The organism is Mesorhizobium sp. M0621 (assembly GCF_040320745.1).
Classification (GTDB): Bacteria; Pseudomonadota; Alphaproteobacteria; order Rhizobiales; family Rhizobiaceae; genus Mesorhizobium.
Window position 1 is genome coordinate 76,722 of record NZ_JAMYQF010000022.1, and the last position, 20,414, is coordinate 97,135.

Annotated in this window: 24 protein-coding genes and 1 riboswitch; of the genes, 14 read left to right on the forward strand and 10 right to left on the reverse strand. The window is 63.4% G+C overall.

Features of this window, described 5'->3' with window-relative positions; all coding sequences use genetic code 11:
* Positions 1–3: 3 nt before the first annotated feature.
* From NKI38_RS17330 to NKI38_RS17345, 4 genes are read left to right on the forward strand one after another with little or no spacing between them, the layout of a single operon-like run.
* A complete protein-coding gene (locus NKI38_RS17330) occupies positions 4–1,329 on the forward strand; it encodes a phosphatase PAP2/dual specificity phosphatase family protein (RefSeq protein WP_352659451.1) in 1,326 nt (441 codons plus the stop codon).
* Positions 1,326–1,769 carry a hypothetical protein gene (locus NKI38_RS17335; RefSeq protein WP_352659452.1) on the forward strand — a complete coding sequence of 148 codons (444 nt, stop codon included), beginning with the start codon at positions 1,326–1,328 and terminating at the stop codon, positions 1,767–1,769. The genes NKI38_RS17330 and NKI38_RS17335 overlap by 4 nt, the downstream gene beginning before the upstream one ends.
* Positions 1,766–2,428: a lysophospholipid acyltransferase family protein gene (locus tag NKI38_RS17340; RefSeq protein WP_352659453.1), complete on the forward strand. Its 663-nt coding sequence runs from the start codon at positions 1,766–1,768 to the stop codon at positions 2,426–2,428. Before NKI38_RS17335 ends, NKI38_RS17340 begins: the two co-directional genes overlap by 4 nt.
* A complete protein-coding gene (locus tag NKI38_RS17345; protein ID WP_352659454.1) occupies positions 2,428–3,363 on the forward strand; it encodes a phosphatidate cytidylyltransferase in 936 nt (311 codons plus the stop codon). Before NKI38_RS17340 ends, NKI38_RS17345 begins: the two co-directional genes overlap by 1 nt.
* A 21-nt stretch (positions 3,364–3,384) precedes the next feature.
* Here NKI38_RS17345 and NKI38_RS17350 read toward each other — a convergent pair whose 3' ends face one another.
* From NKI38_RS17350 to NKI38_RS17365, 4 genes are read right to left on the reverse strand one after another with little or no spacing between them, the layout of a single operon-like run.
* Positions 3,385–4,371 carry a FecCD family ABC transporter permease gene (locus tag NKI38_RS17350; RefSeq protein ID WP_352659477.1) on the reverse strand — a complete coding sequence of 329 codons (987 nt, stop codon included), beginning with the start codon at positions 4,369–4,371 and terminating at the stop codon, positions 3,385–3,387.
* A 29-nt stretch (positions 4,372–4,400) separates the two neighbouring features.
* The gene (locus tag NKI38_RS17355; protein WP_352659455.1) at positions 4,401–5,348 is read right to left on the reverse strand and encodes an ABC transporter substrate-binding protein; all 948 of its coding nucleotides are present in this window, start codon (positions 5,346–5,348) and stop codon (positions 4,401–4,403) included.
* Positions 5,349–5,386: 38 nt separating this feature from the next.
* Complete coding sequence (locus NKI38_RS17360) at positions 5,387–6,169, reverse strand: ABC transporter ATP-binding protein (RefSeq protein ID WP_352659456.1); 783 nt, start codon at positions 6,167–6,169, stop codon at positions 5,387–5,389.
* Positions 6,166–6,429 carry a hypothetical protein gene (locus NKI38_RS17365; RefSeq protein ID WP_352659457.1) on the reverse strand — a complete coding sequence of 88 codons (264 nt, stop codon included), beginning with the start codon at positions 6,427–6,429 and terminating at the stop codon, positions 6,166–6,168. The genes NKI38_RS17360 and NKI38_RS17365 overlap by 4 nt, the downstream gene beginning before the upstream one ends.
* A gap of 92 nt (positions 6,430–6,521) precedes the next feature.
* A riboswitch (cobalamin riboswitch) is annotated at positions 6,522–6,728 on the reverse strand.
* Between the two features lie 234 nt (positions 6,729–6,962).
* Between NKI38_RS17365 and NKI38_RS17370 the strand changes: the two genes are divergently transcribed.
* Positions 6,963–7,796, forward strand: coding sequence for a GyrI-like domain-containing protein (locus tag NKI38_RS17370; RefSeq protein ID WP_352659458.1), 834 nt, complete (start codon positions 6,963–6,965; stop codon positions 7,794–7,796).
* A 4-nt stretch (positions 7,797–7,800) separates the two neighbouring features.
* On the opposite strand, the gene NKI38_RS17375 is transcribed toward NKI38_RS17370, so the two are convergent.
* From NKI38_RS17375 to NKI38_RS17385, 3 genes are all read right to left on the reverse strand, one after another.
* The gene (locus tag NKI38_RS17375) at positions 7,801–8,940 is read right to left on the reverse strand and encodes a DSD1 family PLP-dependent enzyme (RefSeq protein ID WP_352659459.1); all 1,140 of its coding nucleotides are present in this window, start codon (positions 8,938–8,940) and stop codon (positions 7,801–7,803) included.
* Positions 8,937–10,238 carry a D-arabinono-1,4-lactone oxidase gene (locus NKI38_RS17380; protein WP_352659460.1) on the reverse strand — a complete coding sequence of 434 codons (1,302 nt, stop codon included), beginning with the start codon at positions 10,236–10,238 and terminating at the stop codon, positions 8,937–8,939. The genes NKI38_RS17375 and NKI38_RS17380 overlap by 4 nt, the downstream gene beginning before the upstream one ends.
* A 67-nt stretch (positions 10,239–10,305) precedes the next feature.
* On the reverse strand, positions 10,306–11,493 hold the full coding sequence (locus tag NKI38_RS17385; protein WP_352659461.1) for an MFS transporter: 1,188 nt from the start codon (positions 11,491–11,493) through the stop codon (positions 10,306–10,308).
* 125 nt (positions 11,494–11,618) lie between these two features.
* Between NKI38_RS17385 and NKI38_RS17390 the strand changes: the two genes are divergently transcribed.
* Positions 11,619–12,251: a TetR/AcrR family transcriptional regulator gene (locus tag NKI38_RS17390; protein WP_352659462.1), complete on the forward strand. Its 633-nt coding sequence runs from the start codon at positions 11,619–11,621 to the stop codon at positions 12,249–12,251.
* A gap of 43 nt (positions 12,252–12,294) precedes the next feature.
* Here the strand turns inward: NKI38_RS17390 and NKI38_RS17395 are convergent, their stop codons facing one another.
* Entirely contained in the window at positions 12,295–13,146 is an 852-nt protein-coding gene (locus tag NKI38_RS17395) for an ATP-grasp domain-containing protein (RefSeq protein ID WP_352659463.1), read from the reverse strand.
* Positions 13,147–13,232: 86 nt separating this feature from the next.
* On the opposite strand from NKI38_RS17395, the gene NKI38_RS17400 reads away from it, so the two are divergent.
* The 3 genes from NKI38_RS17400 to groL all read left to right on the forward strand — a co-directional run bounded on the left by NKI38_RS17400 (position 13,233) and on the right by groL (position 16,238).
* Positions 13,233–14,030 (forward strand): class I SAM-dependent methyltransferase, encoded by a 798-nt coding sequence (locus NKI38_RS17400; protein WP_352659464.1) that lies wholly within the window; start codon positions 13,233–13,235, stop codon positions 14,028–14,030.
* Between the two features lie 184 nt (positions 14,031–14,214).
* The gene (groES, locus tag NKI38_RS17405; RefSeq protein WP_006203049.1) at positions 14,215–14,511 is read left to right on the forward strand and encodes a co-chaperone GroES; all 297 of its coding nucleotides are present in this window, start codon (positions 14,215–14,217) and stop codon (positions 14,509–14,511) included.
* A gap of 71 nt (positions 14,512–14,582) precedes the next feature.
* Positions 14,583–16,238: a chaperonin GroEL gene (gene groL, locus NKI38_RS17410; protein ID WP_352659465.1), complete on the forward strand. Its 1,656-nt coding sequence runs from the start codon at positions 14,583–14,585 to the stop codon at positions 16,236–16,238.
* A 169-nt stretch (positions 16,239–16,407) separates the two neighbouring features.
* Here the strand turns inward: groL and NKI38_RS17415 are convergent, their stop codons facing one another.
* On the reverse strand, positions 16,408–17,016 hold the full coding sequence (locus tag NKI38_RS17415; RefSeq protein ID WP_352659466.1) for a TetR/AcrR family transcriptional regulator: 609 nt from the start codon (positions 17,014–17,016) through the stop codon (positions 16,408–16,410).
* Positions 17,017–17,114: 98 nt separating this feature from the next.
* Here NKI38_RS17415 and NKI38_RS17420 point away from each other — a divergent pair, with 98 nt between their 5' ends.
* The 5 genes from NKI38_RS17420 to NKI38_RS17440 all read left to right on the forward strand — a co-directional run bounded on the left by NKI38_RS17420 (position 17,115) and on the right by NKI38_RS17440 (position 19,507).
* Complete coding sequence (locus tag NKI38_RS17420) at positions 17,115–17,291, forward strand: hypothetical protein (RefSeq protein ID WP_352659467.1); 177 nt, start codon at positions 17,115–17,117, stop codon at positions 17,289–17,291.
* Between the two features lie 5 nt (positions 17,292–17,296).
* Positions 17,297–18,124, forward strand: coding sequence for a zinc-dependent alcohol dehydrogenase family protein (locus tag NKI38_RS17425; RefSeq protein WP_352659468.1), 828 nt, complete (start codon positions 17,297–17,299; stop codon positions 18,122–18,124).
* A gap of 34 nt (positions 18,125–18,158) precedes the next feature.
* A complete protein-coding gene (locus tag NKI38_RS17430; protein ID WP_352659469.1) occupies positions 18,159–18,605 on the forward strand; it encodes an OsmC family protein in 447 nt (148 codons plus the stop codon).
* A 17-nt stretch (positions 18,606–18,622) separates the two neighbouring features.
* Complete coding sequence (locus tag NKI38_RS17435) at positions 18,623–19,009, forward strand: nuclear transport factor 2 family protein (protein WP_352659470.1); 387 nt, start codon at positions 18,623–18,625, stop codon at positions 19,007–19,009.
* 219 nt (positions 19,010–19,228) lie between these two features.
* Positions 19,229–19,507 carry a hypothetical protein gene (locus NKI38_RS17440; protein ID WP_352659471.1) on the forward strand — a complete coding sequence of 93 codons (279 nt, stop codon included), beginning with the start codon at positions 19,229–19,231 and terminating at the stop codon, positions 19,505–19,507.
* Positions 19,508–19,631: 124 nt separating this feature from the next.
* Here the strand turns inward: NKI38_RS17440 and NKI38_RS17445 are convergent, their stop codons facing one another.
* A complete protein-coding gene (locus NKI38_RS17445; protein ID WP_352659472.1) occupies positions 19,632–20,243 on the reverse strand; it encodes a LysE family translocator in 612 nt (203 codons plus the stop codon).
* Positions 20,244–20,414: the final 171 nt, after the last annotated feature.

Genomic DNA, 20,414 nt, shown 5'->3' on the forward strand with positions numbered 1-20,414 from the left:
AGCATGGTGTCATCGCTTGCATCGACCGCACGCACCGAGCCTTATGGACGGGTGGTTGTCAGGGCAGCCCTGTGGCTGGCCTTTCTGGCGCCGTTCTTCTACCTCAGCTACGGCTTCGCCAACTGGCTGGCGTCGCGGCGCGACGATGTCGGCAGCATCGTTTTCTCCTGGGAACACAGCATCCCGTTCATCGCCTGGACCATCGTGCCCTACTGGTCGATCAACCTGTTCTACGGCCTGTCGCTGCTGCTCAACGACAACAGGCAAGGGGTCGACCGCCTGGCCGGACGTTATCTCACCGCGCAGATCGTCGCCGTTGCTTGCTTCATCCTGTTCCCGCTGACCGCGACGTTCGTGCGGCCCGCGACGACTGGGCTGCCGGGCTTCCTGTTTGCCGTGCTCGGCGGTTTCGACAAGCCGTTCAACCAGGCGCCTTCGCTGCACATCGCCCTGCTGGTGATCATCTGGGATCACTGGCGCCACCGGCTCGGCGGCTTTCTTCTGCCGCTCTGGCATGGCTGGTGCTTTCTGATCGGTGCCTCGGTGCTGACGACCTGGCAGCATCATTTCATCGACATCCCGACCGGAGCACTGCTCGGTGTTTTTGCGCTGTGGCTGTTTCCGTGCAGCGGCGTGTTGCCGTTTTCAGGCTTCCGGCTGACCAGCGGTGCGAAGGCACGGCGGCTGGCGCTGTTCTATGCGCTGGGCGCCGCCCTTGCGCTGGCCGGTGCCGCGCTCGGTGCGTTCTTTTGCGCCGTCGCGCTCTTCCTGCTTTGGCCGGCGCTGGCGCTGGCCATCGTCGCCTTCGCCTATGCCGGAGCAGGCGCAAAAGTATTCCAGAAATTCGCCGATGGCGGCATCACGCTTGCAAGCCGTATTCTGCTCTTGCCCTACCGTCTCGGTGCCAGGGCAAACATGTGGGCCTGGACGCGTAATCTTGCTCCCCAGGTGGCGGTTGCCGATGGCGTCTTTCTTGGGCGCTATCCCACAGCACGCGAGGCCAACAGCTTCGGCACGGTCATCGACCTCGCCGCCGAACTTGAAAAGCCGGCGGGGGCCGATTGCCGCTGGATCAGCTTTCCGATTATCGACCTGTTGCCGCCCGAAATGGCGATACAGCAACTGGCAACCAGCGCGCTGGAGAGCGCGCGCCGCGACGGCACTGTGCTGGTCTGCTGCGCGCTCGGCTTTCAGCGCAGCGCCGGCGTCGTCGCCGAATGGCTGGTGGCGACCGGCAGAGCCAGGACGTCGACGCTTGCCCGCGAGATGCTGATGGCCGCCGGCCGGCCGATCCATCTTGCCGAGGCCACGGAGCGGACGACGTCATGACCGACAATGCCTACCAGGACCGCGTCGATCGCTTCGCCCGCATGCTGATGCAGCAGGCAGCATGGCCGGCCGCGGTCGTGGTGGCCGCAAATATCCTCGCGCCCCTGGCCGCTTCGGCGCGCGGCGCTTTCGAGACCTTGCCTGCGGCCGTCGCGCTGTCGATCACTGCCGCGAGCGCTGTCGCCGTGCTGGCGCTGTCGGCACTGCTGGTGTTCGACGCGCTGCTGTTCCGGCTGATGGCCAGCCACGATGAAGAGGCCTCCGGCGGCGCTGCGGTGGACGACATGCTGGCGCGCATGCGCCTGAAGCCCCTCCCGTCCACGACACGCACGCTCGATGACCGCATGACTGGCACACGCCGCCTGCTGTTCAAACAGCGCGTCGTCTTCGGCTTGTTCCTGGCGATGCTTTTCGCGGCGGGATTCTGGGCGCCGCGATGAACAGGCTTTCGCTGAAAACCTTCACCTTGCTGCAGACGGTGACGTCCGTCGGCCTCTCGGCACTGGCCTGGATGGTGACCGGCGTGCGTCCGATCTGGAGCGGCAGCATGCCATCCGACCGGCAGCGCATCTATTTCGCCAATCACACCAGCCATGGCGACTTCATCCTGCTGTCGGCATGCCTCAGCGAAAGGGAGCGCGCGATCACGCATGCGGTTGCCGCCGGCGAATATTGGGGAAAGTCGCGGCTGCGCCGCTTCATTGCCGAGGACATGCTGTCGTCCGTGCTCATCAACCGGCAATGGACGAAGCCTGAGGAAAACCCGATCGAGATCATGCTCTCGGTTCTCGACCAAGGTCATTCGCTGATCCTGTTTCCCGAGGGCACCCGCAATATGACCGATGAGCCACTGCTGGCCTTCCGCTCCGGGCTCTACAATCTGTCAATGGCGCGGCCGGAGGTCGAGCTGATCCCGTGCTGGATCGAGAACATGTCGCGCGTGCTGCCCAAGGGCCAGTTCCTGCCGGTGCCGCTGCTGTGCCGCGTCGTCTTCGGCGCACCGGTCGCGGTGGCGCCTGGCGAAGAACGCCGCGCCTTTCTCGAGCGCGCCCACGCCACGCTTCTGGCGCTCAACCCGCGTCCCGAGCGAGACGATTGATGCGCCACGAGATCTCCATCCTGATCATCGGCCTGCTGGCGGTTTTGACCACCGCCAGCATCGTCGCCGCCATACTTTCGGCGCGGGCGCCGAAGCCGCTGAGTTCGACGCTGGTCAATCTCACCCAGCGCATCAACGCCTGGTGGGTGATGGTGGCGATGATGACGGTCGCCTTCTTCTTCGGCCGTTACGGGATGACCATCCTGTTCGCGCTGATCTCCTTCGCCGCGCTGCGCGAATTCGTGACGCTGACGCACACTCGCCGCAGCGACCATTGGGTGCTGCTTGGCATGTTCGGCATCATCATCCCGTTTCAATACTGGCTGGTGTGGACCGCCTGGTACGGGCTCTTCGTGATCTTCATTCCGGTCTACTGCTTCCTGTTGATGCCGGCCATCACCGCGCTGCACGGCGACACCGAACGCTTCCTCGAGCGGATCGCCGCGCAGCAATGGGCGGTGATGATATCGGTCTATTGCGTCAGCCATGTCCCTGCCCTGCTGACGCTCGACGTGCCGGGCTTCGAAGGCCGCACCCTGTTGCTGATCGCCTTCCTGATCATCGTCGTACAAGGCAGCGACGTGCTGCAATACATCTTCGGCAAGCTGTTTGGAAAACACCGCTTTTCGCCGAACGTCTCGCCGTCGAAAACCTGGGAAGGGCTGATCGGCGGACTGGTGTCGGCGAGCCTGCTCGGCGCGCTGTTGTCGTTCGTGACTCCGTTTTCGCCGCTGCAGGCGGCGGCCGTGGCCTTCGTCGCCTGCTCGATGGGATTTCTGGGGGGGCTGGTCGCCTCGGCCATCAAGCGCGACCAGGGCGTCAAGGACTGGGGCCACCTGATCGAAGGCCATGGCGGCATGATGGACCGCACCGACAGCCTGGTCTTCGCTGCCCCGGTGTTCTTCCACATTGTGCGCTATTTCTGGACGGTCTGAGCAAGCCGTTTCCGACCGCAATCAAAGCCGGTTGCGGATCAGCATGGTGACGACGAAGAACGCACCAACCGAGCTGGTGATGATGCCGATCGGCAGTTCCTGCGGCGGCAGCAGCGTTCGTGCCAGAAGATCGCTGGCCAGCAGAAGCACCGCGCCGAAGACGGCACAGCTGGCAACCAGACGCAGATGCAAGGGACCCGCCAGCGGCCGTGACAGATGCGGGATCATCAGCCCGACGAATCCGATGACGCCGGCGACAGAGACAAGGATCGCCGTCGAGAAGGCGGCGACGAGAAACGTCATCCGGCGCATGCGCGCCACTGGCACGCCCAGGCTTTCGGCGGCATGTTCGCCGGCCAGGAAAGCATCGAGCCGGCGGTGGTTCCACAGCGCGTACGCCAGGATGGTCCCCGCACCCAGTGCGCCCAGCCAGATATTGTCCCAGCGCGCCAGGCCAAGGCCACCCATCGTCCAGAACAGCACCGAATGAGCAGCGCGCTGGTCGCCGGCAAAGACCAGATAGTTTGTCAAGGCGGTGAACATGAACGAGACGGCAAGGCCGGCGAGGATCAGCCGCTCCGGGCCTTGCCCTTTCACCCGCGCGACCAGCAGCAGGACGACCCCGGCAGCCAGTATGCCGCCGGTAAAAGCCGCGACCGGCAAAGTCCAGATGCCAAAGCTATCGCCGAAGACGGTGATGACGGAAACCGCGCCGGCGGCGGCTCCCGACGACAGTCCGAACAGGAACGGATCGGCGAGATCGTTGCGGGTCACCGTCTGCAGCAGCGCACCGACGACGCCCAGTCCGGCGCCGATGCAGATGGCCAGGATGGTGCGCGGCAGCCGCAGGTCGACGACGATCTTGCCGACCGGCCCGGACACGTCGTGCCCACTGAAGCCGACCGCACGACCAAGCGCGGCAACGACGTCGCTCAACGGGATCAGCGTCGAGCCATAGGCGATCGACAGCAGAGCGAGAGCGGCGATCGCCGCCGCCCCCACCAGCATGGCCAGTGCAAATGCCGGGTGGCGCAAGCTCAAAAAGCTTCCGGGTGCATCGCCTTGGCGATCTTGTCGATCGCTTCGATGTTGGCGGGTCCCGGCGTCAGTTCGGCATAGCGCAATGCGACGAAGCGCTCGTTCTTGACCGCATCCGTCTCCTTCATCGCCGGATGCGCCTTCAGGAAATCGAGCAGTTTCCTGTAGCCGCCGCCGTCCTGGTAATCGAGCAGGATGAGGAATTGCGGATTGCGCGACGCCACCGTTTCCCAGTCCGTATTGCCCCAGCTGGTGTCCATGTCGGCCATGATGTTGTCGCCGCCGGCGGCTGATATCATGGCGCTCGGAATGGCGAACTTGCCTGCGGTAAACGGCTTGTCCTCGCCGGAATCGTACAGGAACACCCTCGTGCCCTTCGCGCTGCCGACCTTCGCGGTGATGTCCGCGAGCTGCGTCTTCCAGCCCGAAACAAGCTTTTCAGCCTCGGCCTCCTTGCCAAAAATCTTGCCCAGCTTTTCGACGTCGCCATAGAGCAAATCCATCGAGGCGGCGGGCCTGTTCTTGTCGAGATGGACGCAGCTTTCCGTCAGCACCAGCGTCTTGATGCCATGCGGGGCAAGCGTGTCGGGCGTCACCTCGCCACCCGGCTTCATGCCGTAATACCAGCCGGCGAAGAAGAAATCGGGCTCGACGGCGACGAGGTTTTCGAGCGTCGGATACTTGGGCGCCAGTTCCGGGATCGAACCCTGCTCGGCCTTGAATTCGGGGCCGACCTTGTACCATCCGGTGATGCCGGTCAGGCCGACGATCGACGGCTGCAGTTTCAGCGCGAAAGCCATCTCGGCCATGTTGAGATCATGGATGACGGCGCGCTTCGGCGGCGCGTCGAAGGTCAGCGGCTTGCCGCAGCTGTCGACGGTCACCGGGAAGGCCAGGGCTGTCGAGGCCAGCAGCGAGAAGGCAAGCGAAAAAGCGAGGCGTTTCACGGATGTTGCTCCTTTGTTGGAATGCGGAACGGCTTCAGTCAGGACGGCGGCGCGGCACGATTCGGAACCTCGAAAACCGTCAGTTCGCGGTCCTCGGTCGGATGGCGCAGACGCAGCACATCGATGCCGAAAATCTCGCGGATCAGCTGTTGGGTCAGCGCTTCGCGCGGTGCGGCGAGCGCTTGCAGACGGGCATGGTTCATCACCGCCACCCTGGTGGCGAAGGGTGCGACCAGCGCCAGATCGTGCAGCACCGCGATCACCGTCATGCTGAAGCCGGCCACGAGTTCGAGCAGTTCGCCGCGGGCGCGCGGGTCGAGATGGTTGGTCGGCTCGTCGAGGAACAGGATTTTTGGCTGCTGCGCGATGGCGCGCGCCAATTGGGCGCGCTGGCGCTCGCCGCCCGACAGCGAGCCGATGGTGCGGCCAAGCAGCGGCAGCAGACCGGTTTGGCGCAGCGCATCCACGACAATGTCGCGCTCCTCGCTCCTGCGCTGCCCGGTATGCGGGACCCGGCCAAGCTCAACATAGTCGATCACCGCCAGCCGCGGATCGGGCTGGTCAGTCTGGCCGACCACGGCGATATGCAGTGACCGCTCGGCGGCCGAAATCCTGTCCAGCCGCCGCCCGCCAAGCTTCACCTCGCCTGAACTCGGCCGCAGCATGCCCGACAACATGCGCAACAGCGTTGTCTTGCCGGCGCCGTTGGGACCAATGATGGCAAGGCGGTCGCCAGCGGCCACCGACAGGCTGACCGCCTGGACCAGATCCCGGCCATTCGCCATGGCGCAGAGATCGCGCGCTTCGAGAAGCGGCGTCATCGGCTGCTGCCTGCCAGATTGCCCGGAGCCGGGATGCGGGCCAGCGTCTTGCCGGCCAATCCAGCCGGACGCTGCCCGGAATTGCACCAGCCATCGGCGAGCGAGGCGATCGCGTAGCCGAACGCCAACGCGCGATCTTCATCCACTGAGAGCCGACCATGCAAATCGGCACACAATTGCGCGCCAGGTCTGACCCCGGTCACGGGATCGCGGTAAAGTGTGCACACGATGATGCAATGGATGGCCTTCGAGGCTTCCAACTTCCGTCACTTTCCAAAACTGGCGACGGAAGGACGCTGGCGAGCCGGCCGACAAGACCGAGATTCGCGTTTCCTCCCGGCATACCCCGTCCGGTCAACTCATGCTGATGGCAGGTCTCCTGGCTCGCGGGTCGTTGCGCCATCCTGCCTTCCCAGCCTTGCCGGCCAGTGGCATTCACGGATTTTGCTCGCCGCTTACAGTTGCGGGGGCAGCCACGGTCTCGACCTGAGCAGGCCTCACCGTGTTCCCTTTTCACCCCTCGCCTTTCGACTCGGGGACCATCGCGGGTCCAGCGTAGATTTCCCCCAATCGCTTCGCAACGGATTTCTCGGACGGAGTGATGGGCCACTCATGTGTGGGGGAAACAGGCATTGCGCGCTCTCATTATGTAATAACATAACGCTCTAGAAGATGCCGCCTGACGCTGTCAAGCGAAGCCCAGCCGATGCTATCGTGCAGATTGCGCAATTTCGATCAAACTGGCTTTGCGGGAAGGTGGCAAGGTAATCCGCCCAATGCGAAAAGGAGCCCCATGAACCCGACCGAGAAAGCGCTGTGGTTCGTCGAAAGCCATCTGCCGGAGGCGATCTCGCTCGACGATGTCGCGCAAAGCAGCGGCGTGTCGCGCTTTCATGTGACGCGCGCGTTTGGCGCTGCCACCGGCCGGTCGGTGATGGGCTACATGCGCGCGCGCCGGCTGAGCGAAGCGGCGCGCAAGCTGGCCGGCGGCGCGCCCGACATTCTCTCGCTCGCGCTCGATGCCGGCTACAACTCGCATGAGGCGTTCACCCGTGCCTTCCGCGACCAGTTCGGCACCACGCCGGAACTGGTGCGCGCGCAAGGCACACTCGACAACCTCGACCTCGTGGAGCCGATCCTGATGGACCAGTCCTTTCTTACCAACCTCGAACCGCCGCGCTTCGAGACCAGCCGGCCGTTCCTGATCGCCGGCCTCGGCGAACGCTACAGCTGTGAAACCAGCGCCGCCATCCCGATGCAGTGGCAGCGCTTTGGCCCCTATATCGGCAACATTCCGGGTGAGACCGGCGACGTCGCCTATGGCGTCTGCGTCAACGGCGACGATGCCGGCAATTTCGACTACATCGCCGGCGTCGAAGTATCGGACTTTTCCGACCTGCCGAAGGAATTCAGCCGGGTAGGGGTACCGGCACAGAAATATGCGGTCTTCGCCCACCGCGAACACATCTCGACCATCCGCCGTACGGTCAACACGATCTGGAACAAATGGCTGCCGGCCTCCGGCCACGAAATATCCGATGCGCCGGAATTCGAACGCTACGGCCCCGATTTCGACCCGCGCAGCGGCAATGGCGGACTGGAGATCTGGATTCCGGTCAAGGGATAGGCGATCACGCCATCGGCAGTGCCGGCCAGCGATCAACGATCCTGCCGCTGGAAAACACTGCGATCGATCCGAATTGTTGCAGCACGGCCTCGCTCTGCGTCGGACGCAGGAAAGCGTAGTCGCCTGGCCTTGCGGTCGCATCGGCCGGCAAGCCCATGAATTGCTGGTTGGAGGACAGGCCGAGCACGCCGTTCGTCATCATGCCTTCGGGGAACACCGGCTCGGCCATCCACTTGCCGCCATAGAGATAGCAGCCCTTGCGCGGAAATCGGCCGAGCGCCTGCAGCAGGCGGGTGACGGCCGGCGGGCCGGGCAGCATCGGCTCGACGACTTTCAGGATCGACGTCGTGATAAAGGCCGCCGGCTGGAAGCCTTCGAGGCCGGGCGTGTCGAAATCGCTGGGCAGCACGAAGGCCGAGCCCATCGACACTTCATTGGCGACGCTGCCATGATGGAGCAGTGCTGTCTTGCTGCCGCCGATGTTCAAGATGCGGCGCTGGTCCGCGCCGAGACAAGCGACGAACGCGGTGGCCTGCGCCGACGCCTTTGCCAAGGCTTTCACCGGCCCGCCGAAAAGGCCCGGAATGTGCGGCGCATGCGCCTCGTAGGCCATGACGCCTTCGCAACGCAGCCGGGACGGCAGCGCGCTCAACGCCTTCGACAAGGCATCCGGGCTGGCAAAGCCGCCGCGATGCAGTCCGACATCGATCTCGAAAGCGATACGCAGCTCGATGTCGAGTTCGTCAGCGAGTGCGCCATATTCCGCCAGCCGCTGCTGCGTATCGATCAACCAGCAGACACGCGACCAGTCAGCCGCGCCCTTCGAAAGCGCAGCCCTTGCCGCATCGACCGGCATCGGTTTGCCATACAGCAGATCGGCATCCGGAAACGCCTTCAGCACCGCCTCGCTGATCGGCGGGTGGAAGGTCATGACGTGATTGGTGCCAAGCGCCTTGCCGATATGGGCAAGCAGCGGCATGCAGGCGAGCGATTTGTCGACCAACCGCACGGCAAGGCTGGGATCCAGTCTCCCCTTAACCAAGGCGATGTTGCTGTCCAGCCGATCGCGATCGAGCAGCAGGCAGGGCTGGAGGATGCCGGCTTGCTTCAGCGCGTCCGAAAGAATGGCAAAATAGGAGCTCATCGTTCGATGCCAAAAGGACTGGGCTCGATGCCGAACAGGCCGGCCATGTAGGGCGAGACGAAGCGGTTTTGCGGATCGATGTCGCGGCGCACCGCCATGGCGTCGTCCCAGCGCGGGTAGAGCTTCTTCAGCTCCGCCGCTTTCAGGCTGTGCATCTTGCCCCAATGCGGCCTGCCGCCATATCTGCGGAAGATCGGCTCGACTGCCCGCATGAACGGCAGCGGATCGTTTGCCGCGTCATGGTGGATGGCGATCGAGCAGGTTGGCCTCCTGTAGAATGGCGACAGCCAGAATTCGTCGGGCGCAACGGCGCGCACCTCCATCGGGAAATAGACCTCGGGAAAGCGCTTCTCCGTCAGCTCGATGATTTCGGCCAGCGCCTTCGGACCCTCCTCGAACGGCAGATGATATTCCATCTCGTTGAACTTGGTCTGCCGGTCGCTGGCATAGACGTTGAGCCAGTCCTGCACGTAGTCCTCGGCGGCCACTTTCGCGATGGCGTCGCGGATCAGCCGACGGCGCAGCGATGGCAGCCAGGCAAGCCCGGTGCGAAGCCTGCGCAGCGTCCTCAAACCAGCCTCGTCTTGCTCCGGCGGTCGCGCGGAAGGCGCAGCGCCGCTGAGATCGCTGGCGATGAACTGCGCATAGCCGGAAAACGGAATGTAATAGAATTCGGCCGAGCGATGCGCGGCCATCATCGTCTCGAACTCGCGCAGCATATCGGCGATCGGCAGCACCCATTTGCGGCGGCGCAGCCGGTAGGTCGGGATGTTGTTGAGCGTCACTTCGGTCATCACGCCGAAGGCGCCGAGCGCGACGCCGATGGCATGGATCATCTCCTGGTCCCCTGCCCGCCTGAAATCGCGGACCTTGCCCAGCCCGTCGACGATCTGCACCGTCTCCAGCTGCGTGTGATAGGCGCCGAGCGTCGGTCCCGAGCCGTGCGTGGCCGTGCCCAGCGCGCCGCCAATCGCCTGACGGTCGATGTCGCCCATATTGGGCAGGCCCTGGCCAATGCCTTGCAGGATGTGCATCAGCGGGCCGAGCCGGGTCCCTGCCCGCACCCGCGCCTGATGTTTTTCGGCGTCGTGCGAGACCAGCCCTTCCAGTCTCTCCAGGGACAGAATGGTGCCTTCGGATTTCACCAGCGGCGTGAAGGAATGACCGGCGCCGACGACACGCACCGGGCCGGGCGCGGCGCGCACGAGATCGCCAAGCTCACCGGCATCGGCGGGACTGGCGATAAGCTTCGGTTCGGCGCGCACGAAACCGGACCAGTTGCTCCAATTGCTCGACATGGCGCCCCCGCTCAGGCTTTTTGTTGGATCATGATCTCTACCGAAAACCGGCCTCCACTTTTCGGGATCATGATCTGGCGCGGCGACGCCGCGTCACCAGGATGAACAGACCGAGCAAAAGCACGCTGGCAACGGCGCTGGCGGCGGCGAATTCCGCCACCGGCCGGAAATCCTTGCCGTCGATCAACAGCGACGCGGCGATCGGTCCGATCGCCAGGCCGAACAGCTGGGCTGCCGGCACCAAGAGCACGGCGGTGCGCGTCTCGTCGGCGGTGATCGCCAGCCGGATCTGGTAGGGCACGATGAACAAGAGGATGAAGCCCATGACCAGAGCGGCTATCCAGAATGTCGTGAGGCCGGGCCCGCTGGCGAGGATCAGCGAGCTGACAAGTGCGACGGCGCCGATCGCCGCGATGGCCAAGCGATAATCGATGCGCGCCTCGAAGACGGTTGCTGTCATCGCGCCCAGGACCTGCGCCGCGAGGCTCGCCGAGACGATCAGGCCGACAGTGCGGCCATCGATGCCGTATTGTGCGCCAAGCGGTTCCAGAAAGGCCCAGACCGCGCCGAAGAACATGAAGTAGCAGAACACCGACAGCAGTGCGGTGAGCGAAGGCACCGTCAGCACATTGGCCAGGTTTTCTTCTTTCGGGAGATCGGCATAGTCCCCGGGGACGGTGACGGCCACCGCCAGCGACGCGACACAGACGACGGCAAGAACGATGAAGCCGCCTGCCGATCCGGCTGCCGGGATGACATAGAGCGCCAGCAACAGGGCAAGCGCGCATTGCGCCAGCGTCTGCATGGTGACGAAATAGCCGCCGATGCGCTCGGCGCGCCGCGAACGGGCGATCAATTCGGTGGCGACCGCGACCAGACCGCCCTCGGCAAGGCCGGCCAGGGCGCGGGCCGCGATCAGCGTGTTGGCGGTTGCGGCATAGGCCGTCCACACATTGGCCAGCGCCAGCAGCAGCAGGAGGGTCGCACTTTTCCAGCGCATCTTGTGCGCCGAAAGCAGCATCGCCACGACAGCAGAACCGATGGCAATGGCGATCATCTCGGCGGTCGCGACCAGCGCCAGTTCATCGCCGCTGACATGGCCCTCGGTGTAGAGCGCGCCGAGCAACACGGGCTGCAGGCCGAGGATGAGCAGGCCGACCGAACCGATCCACAGAGCCGAGGCAAGCTGCCAACCTGTCGGATTGCCGACCAGCCAGTCGCCATTGCCCGAGTGCCCGGCATTTGTCGAAGTCAAAGGCGCCTCCCCAACGTCCTTGCCGCGCGGCGAAAAAACTGACAACCTGTCAGCATTTCTAGAAACTGATACTTGATCATATTTCTTGTCAACCGGAATCTGGAAACCGTGCGAAAGATCGGTGCATGACGGAAGTGAAGAGAACAGCCACCGAGCCCAGGCGCAGGCCCAAGCAGGAACGCAGCCGCGAACGCATCGATGCGATCCTGTCGACGACCATGCGGCTGATCGGCGAGAAGGGCATCGACGCCGTCACCATGAAGGAAGTCGGCATGCTGGCGGGTGGGCCGATCGCCACCGTCTACCATTATTTTCCCAACAAATCGGCGATCCTGGCGATGCTCTACGAGCGGTTTTCAGAGGTCAGCCGTGCACGGCTGACGGCGATCATCGCCGACATCCGCGAAGCCAAGGACGTGATCACCGCCGCCGACCGGCTGCTTGACGACTATCTCAGCCGCGTCGCCGGCGATCCGGCCATCCAGGATCTACAGAACGCCATCCAGGCCGACAAGGCGCTCAAGAATCTCGACATCGCCGAAACCCGACATCAAGCCAGGATGTTCTGCGACCACGTCATCACTCTGCTCGGGCCCGAGAAGCGCGAGCAGTTCGAACGCATGGTTCTGCTGATCTTCCAGCTCGCCGGCGGCGTGGTGCGCCTGGCGCTCGCCGAGGGCGAAGCAGAAAGCCGCCGCACGATCGAAGATTATCGTTCGATCATTCACACGCAGCTGGGCCTGTTTTTTAACGACTGACTCAGGGGGGACGGCGCGACGACGATCTCGGCCAGCTATCGGCCTATCTCGCCCGATGGATGAGGCTCTCGAAGCCGTCGGCCAGATCGGAAGCGCCGGCAGCGAACATCTTCACGAGGTTTTTGGGACGGCCCGGGGTGTTGTTGGCATCGAGGAGGATGGCCCGGCCCTCATGAATGACGAAATCGAACTTCCCGTAGTCAAAGCCTAGCTCACGTCGCCGCTCGCGCATTTCGTCAGGAACGGGAACGGGCTCACGTCGGATCGTTTCCGATGCCTTGACCAGGCGGTTTGGCGATATATAGCGGGTGCAACGCTCGCGCTCTCCGCAAAACACCCAGAAGCGTGCCGCGAAGCCGTCGGGTTCTCTTTCTGGAATGAACTTTTCCACGACCAGATCATCGCGCTCGAAGACGCCATCTGGAACGTCGCCGAGAGATCCGTAGATCTGATAGGGCGGCAGGGTCTGCATGTGCGGAAAAGGCGGCGGTTTCCCCGCGCGCTTCGATCGCCGGTTGAGGAGCGTCTCCGGAATACCCTGGTTGTTGAGGTCGCTTTTGACGATGACCGGGCCTTGCCAGGAATCGCCGTCGACTATCAACGCTCCACTGACCCGTCGCTTGGATATGTCGGACGCCCCCAGATTGAGACAGAATGGAAAACTCCGTGCACAGTCGACATAGTCCGCGGACGTCACCGTGGCATCAACGTGCAGAACCGCGATGTCGGCGCTGTGTGCCTTCGACGGACCTTGTTGAACCCGGACCGAATGGCCACGCCTTTTCAGTTTCCCAAGAATATCGAAAAGCAAATAAGGGCTGTCCCTGCGCAGCAGGAGGTTGCGCTTGCCCAGAAACCGGTCATGCTCATGCGTTATGACAACGATGCGCGACACAGCTAACCTCCTTGGCTTCATCCCCACTTCTATTAAGCGGCTATGAGCATTCGGCGCCAGACTTTCTTAGCCTCCGGCGAATTTGCATGACAGATCATTGGGACAATTATCATCGGCACTGGCAGCTACTGGACGCGCCGTTGCGGCCGCCGCCGGAAACAGTTGGCATTGTCAAGCGCGAGCTCGATCTGGACGAGGCCGATGTTCTGCTGTTGGGCGTTACTCCAGAGCTGGCGGGCCTGGGCCGGACGATGCTGGCGGTCGATGGATCCGCTGCAATGGTTTCCGGCGTGTGGCCGGGCGACGACGCCTGTCGCAGAGCGATGACCGGGAATTGGCTGGACCTTCCAATCGGCAACGCCAGCCTCGACGCAGTCATTGGTGACGGTTGCTTGACCGTCGTCGATTCCGCACGCTCTCGCCGCGCCCTGTTGAGCGAGATCGCCAGAGTCCTGAGGCCGCGGGGGCAGGTAGCGATCCGCGTTTTCGCCGGCCCGGAGACGTTTGACGATTTGCGCAGCATCGAGGCCCAAGCCTTGGCCGGCGAGGTCGGGAATTTCCACGCCCTCAAATGGCGCATAGCAATGGCGTGTACGACGAACGATTGCGACCGCGCCATAAAGGTGCAGGCAATCCGCGATGCTTTTGACAAGAACTTTCCCGACCGCACAGCCCTTGCCGCGAACACGGGATGGAGCATGGCCTCCATCAACACCATCGATGTCTATGCAGGTTCCGAAACGACTTATTGCTTCGCGACGCTGGCCATGCTGATCGATGAGGCGAGCGGCTGTTTCGGCGACGTGCGTGTCGTGCCGAGCGGCTCGTACCCGCTGGCGGAACGGTGCCCGCTTCTGGTGCTTGGATCACCAAGGCGCAGGTAAGTTCATTGTCGGGCGCGGCAGGGCTTCGATCGAGCAATTCATGGCTCCGAGCGCCTTGACTCCGGCGAGCCGCCAGCCTATTTCAGCGCCACGTTAGCACTCGCTATTGGTGAGTGCTAACTCATATGTCCGGCGTCGCCGGACGGAGGAACTGTTTCTCACCGTTCTCATCGAGGAAGAAAAAATGGCAAAGTCGAAGTTCCGCCCGCTTCATGACCGCGTGGTCGTTCGCCGGGTCGAATCCGAATCCAAGACCGCCGGCGGGATCATCATCCCGGACACGGCAAAGGAAAAGCCGCAGGAAGGCGAGATCATCGCTGTCGGTTCCGGCGCTCGCGACGAAGCTGGCAAGCTGGTCCCCCTGGACGTCAAGGCTGGCGACCGCATCCTGTTCGGCAAGTGGTCGGGCACCGAAGTCAAGCTCAATGGCGAAGACCTTCTGATCATGAAGGAATCCGACATCATGGGCATCATCGGCTGAATATCGGCCTTTCCGTCAACTGAATCCCCTGAATCCCCGGGCTCAATCAAAGCCCCTGCCAGGAGCTAAAAATGGCTGCCAAAGACGTAAAATTTTCCCGTGATGCCCGCGAGCGCATGCTGCGCGGCGTCAACATCCTCGCCGACGCGGTGAAGGTCACGCTCGGCCCCAAGGGCCGCAACGTCGTCATCGACAAGTCGTTCGGCGCCCCGCGCATCACCAAGGACGGCGTCACCGTCGCCAAGGAAATCGAACTTGAAGACAAGTTCGAGAACATGGGCGCGCAGATGGTCCGCGAAGTTGCTTCGAAGACCAACGACATCGCCGGCGACGGCACCACGACCGCGACCGTTCTGGCGCAGTCGATCGTCCAGGAAGGCCACAAGGCGGTTGCCGCCGGCATGAACCCGATGGACCTGAAGCGCGGCATCGACCTGGCCGTGATCGAAGTCGTCTCGGCTCTCGGCAAGGCTGCCAAGAAGATCAAGACCTCCGAGGAAGTTGCCCAGGTCGGCACGATCTCGGCCAATGGCGACGAGTCGGTCGGCAAGATGATCGCGGAAGCGATGCAGAAGGTCGGCAACGAAGGCGTCATCACGGTTGAGGAAGCCAAGACCGCCGAGACCGAACTCGAAGTCGTCGAAGGCATGCAGTTCGACCGCGGCTATCTCTCGCCCTACTTCGTCACCAACGCCGACAAGATGGTTGCCGAGCTTGAGGACGTCTACATCCTCCTGCACGAGAAGAAGCTGTCCAACCTCCAGGCCATGCTGCCGGTTCTCGAAGCCGTCGTGCAGACCTCGAAGCCGCTGCTCATCATCTCGGAAGACGTCGAAGGCGAGGCCCTGGCCACGCTGGTCGTCAACAAGCTGCGTGGCGGCCTGAAGATCGCCGCCGTCAAGGCGCCGGGCTTCGGTGATCGCCGCAAGGCCATGCTGGAAGACATCGCCATCCTCACCGGTGGACAGGTCATCTCGGAAGACCTCGGCATCAAGCTCGAGAACGTTGGCCTCAACATGCTCGGCCGCGCCAAGAAGGTGTCGATCTCCAAGGAGAACACCACCATCGTCGACGGCGCCGGCAAGAAGGCCGAGATCCAGGGCCGCGTTGCCCAGATCAAGCAGCAGATCGAAGAGACCACTTCGGACTACGACAAGGAGAAGCTGCAGGAACGTCTCGCCAAGCTGGCGGGCGGCGTTGCGGTGATCCGCGTCGGCGGTGCGACGGAAGTCGAAGTCAAGGAAAAGAAGGACCGCGTCGATGACGCCCTCAACGCGACCCGCGCGGCCGTGGAAGAAGGCATCGTTGCTGGCGGTGGCGTTGCCCTGCTGCGCGCTTCGGCCAACATCAAGGCCACCGGCGTCAATGCCGACCAGGCCGCTGGCATCAACATCGTTCGTCGTGCGCTGCAGGCTCCGGCCCGCCAGATCGCGGCCAACGCCGGTGCGGAAGCATCGATCGTTGCCGGCAAGATCCTTGAGAACAAGGGCGCGACCTTCGGCTACAACGCCCAGACCGGCGAATATGGCGACATGATCGCCATGGGTATCGTCGATCCGGTCAAGGTCGTTCGCACGGCTCTCCAGGACGCGGCCTCGGTCGCCGGCCTGCTGGTCACCACCGAAGCCATGATCGCGGAGGCTCCGAAGAAGGAGTCGGCTGGCGGCGGCATGCCTGGCGGCATGGGCGGCGGCGGCATGGGCGGCATGGGCGGTATGGATTTCTAAGAAATCCATAAAGCACGCCCATGAACTAACATTGCTCAAGCCCGAAAGCGGGCTTGAGTGGCGGCATGGATTTCTAATCCACGCTTCCATCAGCTTTCAGCTACGGAAAGGGCGCCGAAAGGCGCCCTTTTTGTTTTTGAGGTCGAACGGCTCAAGCTTGGAGGCCAATCTAGATGGCGGCATCCGCGCGCTGCCGTACCTCTCCGGCCAGCACCGCGGCTTCGATCAGCGCCGCGACCTCGTCGGCCACGGCCTGTACCGGGGCGCGGTCGCGGGTGGCGCGGGCGATGACCATCAGCCCTTCCAGCGACGATTCGACCAGCAGCGCCAAAGCGTGGGCGCGGCGTTCGGCCACCCCTGCCCTGACGAAGGCGTCCCGCAGCAGGCCTATCCACTGCTCGAAGGCCGAACGGCACAAATCCGCCAGTTCCGGCACGTCGGTCGGCGCATCCAGCACGACAGGCGCGATCGGACAGCCGAGCGAAAACTGATTGTCCTCCAGCATGCGCCCGACCGACTGGTAGATATGATGGACGGCCACCGCCGGATCGCGCTCCGCGGCAAGCGCCTCGCCCAACCGCGCCGTCACATCGGCGACGCTGGCACGCGTCACCTCGATGACCAGTTGGTCCTTGCCGCCGGGAAAATGGAAGTAGAGCGAACCGCGCGGCGCGCCGCTGGCGCTCAAGATGTCGTTGAGCGAGGTGCCATGGTAGCCACGTTGCCGCAGCAGCAGTCCCGTCGTCTCAAGTATGCGGGTACGGGTGTCGTTCGCCATGTCAACCTCTGTCAGCAGTGAGCATTATAGGCCTTGCGTCGAATATGACAATCGGTCTACATAATATGTAGATCAGTCTATATATTCGAGGCGTCCGAATGCAGACCTATCGACTTGAAGGATTCGGCGGAACCGAATGCCTGGTGATGCGCGATGAGGCGCGGCCCGAGCCAAAACCGCATGAGGTCGTGGTGCGCGTTCGCGCCACCTCACTCAACCGGCGCGACACGATGATCCTCAACGGCACCTATCCGCTGCAGCCGCGCCAAGGGTAGTTCCGTTGAGCGACGGGGCCGGTGAAGTCGTCGCCGTCGGCGTTGCCGTCACCCGCTTTGCCGTCGGCGACCGTGTCACCGGCAGCTATTTCGCGCGCTGGATCGACGGCCGCATCAATGCCGGACTCATCGACCAACTTGGCTGCACGCTGGACGGCATGCTGACCGAATATGCCGTTCTCGACGAACAATGGGCGGTGCGCTTGCCCGATCATCTCGATTGGCATGAGGCGGCGACACTGACCTGCGCTGGCCTGACCGCCTGGAATGCCGTGACGGGCGCTCAAATTCGAAAGCCCGGCCAATGGGTTCTGATCATCGGCTCGGGCGGCGTCGCGCTCTTTGCACTGCAGTTCGCCAAGCTACTCGGCTGCCGCGTCGCCGCCGTCACCTCGCGCGGCGAGAAAGCCGACAGGCTACGGGCGCTGGGCGCGGACCTGGTGATTTCGACATCGGATATGCCGCAATGGGGTGCGACCGTCCGCGACCAGACCGGCGGCATCGATCTCGTCGTCGAGACCGGTGGTCCGACGACTTTCGCGCAATCGCTGATCGCCAGCACGCTTTACGGGCACATCGTGCTGCTGACTCTACAGGATGCGAAAGGCGGATCGATTCAGCTGCCGGCGGCACTCTACCAGCGCAGCCTCGCCACCATCAGCCGCCTCTTCGTCGGCAACCGGACCAATCTCGAAGCCATGCTGCGCGCTGTCTCACAGCACCGCCTGCGGCCCGTCATCGACAAGGTCTTTGCCTTCACCGAGGCCGGCGATGCCTACCGCTATTTCCAGCAAGGCGACGTCTTCGGGAAGGTGGTCGTCGACGGCGCCTGACCCCATCGATTCCTCAAACCAAGGGAGAAGGACAATGACGATTCGAGAAGCATCGGCCGAGTGGCAAGGGACCCTGAAAGAGGGCTCGGGCAGGCTGCGGCTCGGCAGCGGCGTCTTCGAAGGCGCCTACTCCTTCCCGTCGCGTTTCGAGAACGGTCCGGGCACCAATCCGGAAGAGCTGATCGCCGCAGCGCATGCCGGCTGCTTCTCGATGGCCCTGAGTGCCATACTGGGCCGGGAAGGCCATATCCCCGACAGCATTCGCACCGTGGCGAAGGTGCATCTCGGCGCCACCGCGGCCGGGCCGACGATCACCCAAATCGAGCTAGAGACAGAGGCCAGCGTCGCCGGGCTGGCCGGGGAAGACTTCGAGCGGCTGGCACAGTCCGCGAAGACAACTTGCCTCGTCTCGCGGGCGCTGGCCGGCGTGACCCAGATCACGCTGAAAGCGAGCCTCGTCCAGACCGCTACCGATCACTGAAAGGAAGGAGCAATGCAATGACACAGGAAGTCATCATCGACCACGCCACGGCTCGGCGCTCCGCCGAAACGGCCGAGATCATGCGTCGCTTCAACGACGTGTTCCAGCGCCACGACCCGTCGGCACTGGACGGGCTGGTGGCGGAAGACTGCGTGATCGAGAACACTACGCCGGCGCCGGACGGTGCCCGCCACGCCGGCAAGGCCGCCTGCATCGAACTGTGGTCGGCGATCGCGACCGGACCCGGCACGCGCTTCCACCTCGAAGAGACCTTCGTCGCTGGCGACCGGGCGACGATCAGCTGGCGCTACTGCATGGCAGACGGCAACTCGCTGCGTGGTGTCAATTTGATGCGTGTGGCGGCCGGCCGCATCGTCGAGGCCAAGGGTTATGTGAAGGGGTAGTGCCGGCAGGCGCTACCGATCCGCCAGCGCAAGCTTGGCACCGAAGGTGCGGCGCAACAGGTCGGCTCCATGCGTCGGCAAGCCTCCGCTAATCCAATTGACGCACGAGGACGCCCGACCACAGCCATATGAGTAACTCCTAAGGTATTTCGGCCTGTGCTAGAATCCAGCACGACCGCCATTCGACGATCGAGAAGACCATTAGGGAGGACTCGTGTGATGAACATCAGAACCGCCTGCCTTGGAGCACTCGCATTGGCTATCTTCAGCGGCACGGCGCTTGCCGGGGCGCTCGACTCGCCCAAGATGATGGAACCGTTCTTCACCGATTCGAGCATGAAGACGATGAAATCCGACGATGAAATGAAGGCCGCTTGGGCAGCGATGTCCAAGGACGATCAGGCCATGATGATGAAGGAATGCCAGGACGCCGCGATGAGCAAACCATACGCACCGTTCTGCGAAAAACTGAAGGCTCTCGGCGGCGCCAACAAGTGATTGTCCCCGCCCGAGGCTGAAGAGCAGATGAAGGCGGGCCCCCTGGGCTCGCCTTCTCGCCGTCTGGGCATGGCCGTCTGGGCAGGGATTTTGCGCGGAGACGACACGACCCGTGAACCGGGTTCTACCGGTCGGCCAGCGCCAGCTTTGCGCCGAGCATGACGAAGGCGCCGGCGAAGGTTCGGCGCATCCAGGTCAGCACCATTGGCCGCGACACGACATGGCTGCGGATCGAGGCTGCGAAGATGCCGTAGCCGACGAAAACCACGAAGGTCAAAAGCATGAAGACGGAGCTGAGCTCCAGCATCTTCGACAGAGCGTTGGGCTCGGTGGTGCTGACGAATTGCGGCAGGAAGGCGAAGAAGAAGATCGACAGTTTTGGGTTGAGCACGTTGACGAGGATGCCGGTGGCAATCACCTTGCCGGTCGAGCGCGGCGCCACATCCTGTTCGACGCTGAGGCCACCCTTTTCCTTCAGCGTGTTCCAGGCCATGTAGAGCAGGTAGGCGACGCCGAGATATTTCAGCGTCTCGAAGGCGACCGCGCTGGTGTGCAGCAGCGCCGCCAGGCCGGTGATGGCGGCGGCCATATGCGGGATGATGCCGAGCGTGCAGCCGAAGGCGGCGATGATCGAGGCCCGCGCGCCGCGCGAAAGGCCGGCGCTCAGCGTGTAGAGAACGCCGGTGCCGGGCGAAGCCACGACGATCAGCGACGTCAACAGAAATTCGATGCTCATGTAATCCTCCGGTGCCCTGCCCCGCGCGGAAGATATCGGGACGGACAATGGCGCACAAGCGGCGGTGGGCTTAATGCAGGGCAATCGCTTCGGGTTAACGGGAGGTGCGTATGGGATGCGAATGTGATTCATGAGGGGCTTCGTGATTTGCGGAGCCCTCGATGTCGCGCC

What these genes read in the sequence shown, in the direction of transcription:
- NKI38_RS17440 (WP_352659471.1), top strand. Translation starts at nt 19,229, where the DNA reads ATGAACATCAGAACCGCCTGCCTTGGAGCACTCGCATTGGCTATCTTC.
- groES (WP_006203049.1), top strand. Translation starts at nt 14,215, where the DNA reads ATGGCAAAGTCGAAGTTCCGCCCGCTTCATGACCGCGTGGTCGTTCGC.
- NKI38_RS17335 (WP_352659452.1), top strand. Translation starts at nt 1,326, where the DNA reads ATGACCGACAATGCCTACCAGGACCGCGTCGATCGCTTCGCCCGCATG.
- NKI38_RS17340 (WP_352659453.1), top strand. Translation starts at nt 1,766, where the DNA reads ATGAACAGGCTTTCGCTGAAAACCTTCACCTTGCTGCAGACGGTGACG.
- NKI38_RS17350 (WP_352659477.1), bottom strand. Translation starts at nt 4,371, where the DNA reads ATGCTGGTGGGGGCGGCGGCGATCGCCGCTCTCGCTCTGCTGTCGATC.
- NKI38_RS17360 (WP_352659456.1), bottom strand. Translation starts at nt 6,169, where the DNA reads ATGACGCCGCTTCTCGAAGCGCGCGATCTCTGCGCCATGGCGAATGGC.
- NKI38_RS17400 (WP_352659464.1), top strand. Translation starts at nt 13,233, where the DNA reads ATGACAGATCATTGGGACAATTATCATCGGCACTGGCAGCTACTGGAC.
- groL (WP_352659465.1), top strand. Translation starts at nt 14,583, where the DNA reads ATGGCTGCCAAAGACGTAAAATTTTCCCGTGATGCCCGCGAGCGCATG.
- NKI38_RS17415 (WP_352659466.1), bottom strand. Translation starts at nt 17,016, where the DNA reads ATGGCGAACGACACCCGTACCCGCATACTTGAGACGACGGGACTGCTG.
- NKI38_RS17370 (WP_352659458.1), top strand. Translation starts at nt 6,963, where the DNA reads ATGAACCCGACCGAGAAAGCGCTGTGGTTCGTCGAAAGCCATCTGCCG.
- NKI38_RS17420 (WP_352659467.1), top strand. Translation starts at nt 17,115, where the DNA reads ATGCAGACCTATCGACTTGAAGGATTCGGCGGAACCGAATGCCTGGTG.
- NKI38_RS17345 (WP_352659454.1), top strand. Translation starts at nt 2,428, where the DNA reads ATGCGCCACGAGATCTCCATCCTGATCATCGGCCTGCTGGCGGTTTTG.
- NKI38_RS17380 (WP_352659460.1), bottom strand. Translation starts at nt 10,238, where the DNA reads ATGTCGAGCAATTGGAGCAACTGGTCCGGTTTCGTGCGCGCCGAACCG.
- NKI38_RS17330 (WP_352659451.1), top strand. Translation starts at nt 4, where the DNA reads ATGGTGTCATCGCTTGCATCGACCGCACGCACCGAGCCTTATGGACGG.
- NKI38_RS17430 (WP_352659469.1), top strand. Translation starts at nt 18,159, where the DNA reads ATGACGATTCGAGAAGCATCGGCCGAGTGGCAAGGGACCCTGAAAGAG.
- NKI38_RS17445 (WP_352659472.1), bottom strand. Translation starts at nt 20,243, where the DNA reads ATGAGCATCGAATTTCTGTTGACGTCGCTGATCGTCGTGGCTTCGCCC.
- NKI38_RS17435 (WP_352659470.1), top strand. Translation starts at nt 18,623, where the DNA reads ATGACACAGGAAGTCATCATCGACCACGCCACGGCTCGGCGCTCCGCC.
- NKI38_RS17375 (WP_352659459.1), bottom strand. Translation starts at nt 8,940, where the DNA reads ATGAGCTCCTATTTTGCCATTCTTTCGGACGCGCTGAAGCAAGCCGGC.
- NKI38_RS17390 (WP_352659462.1), top strand. Translation starts at nt 11,619, where the DNA reads ATGACGGAAGTGAAGAGAACAGCCACCGAGCCCAGGCGCAGGCCCAAG.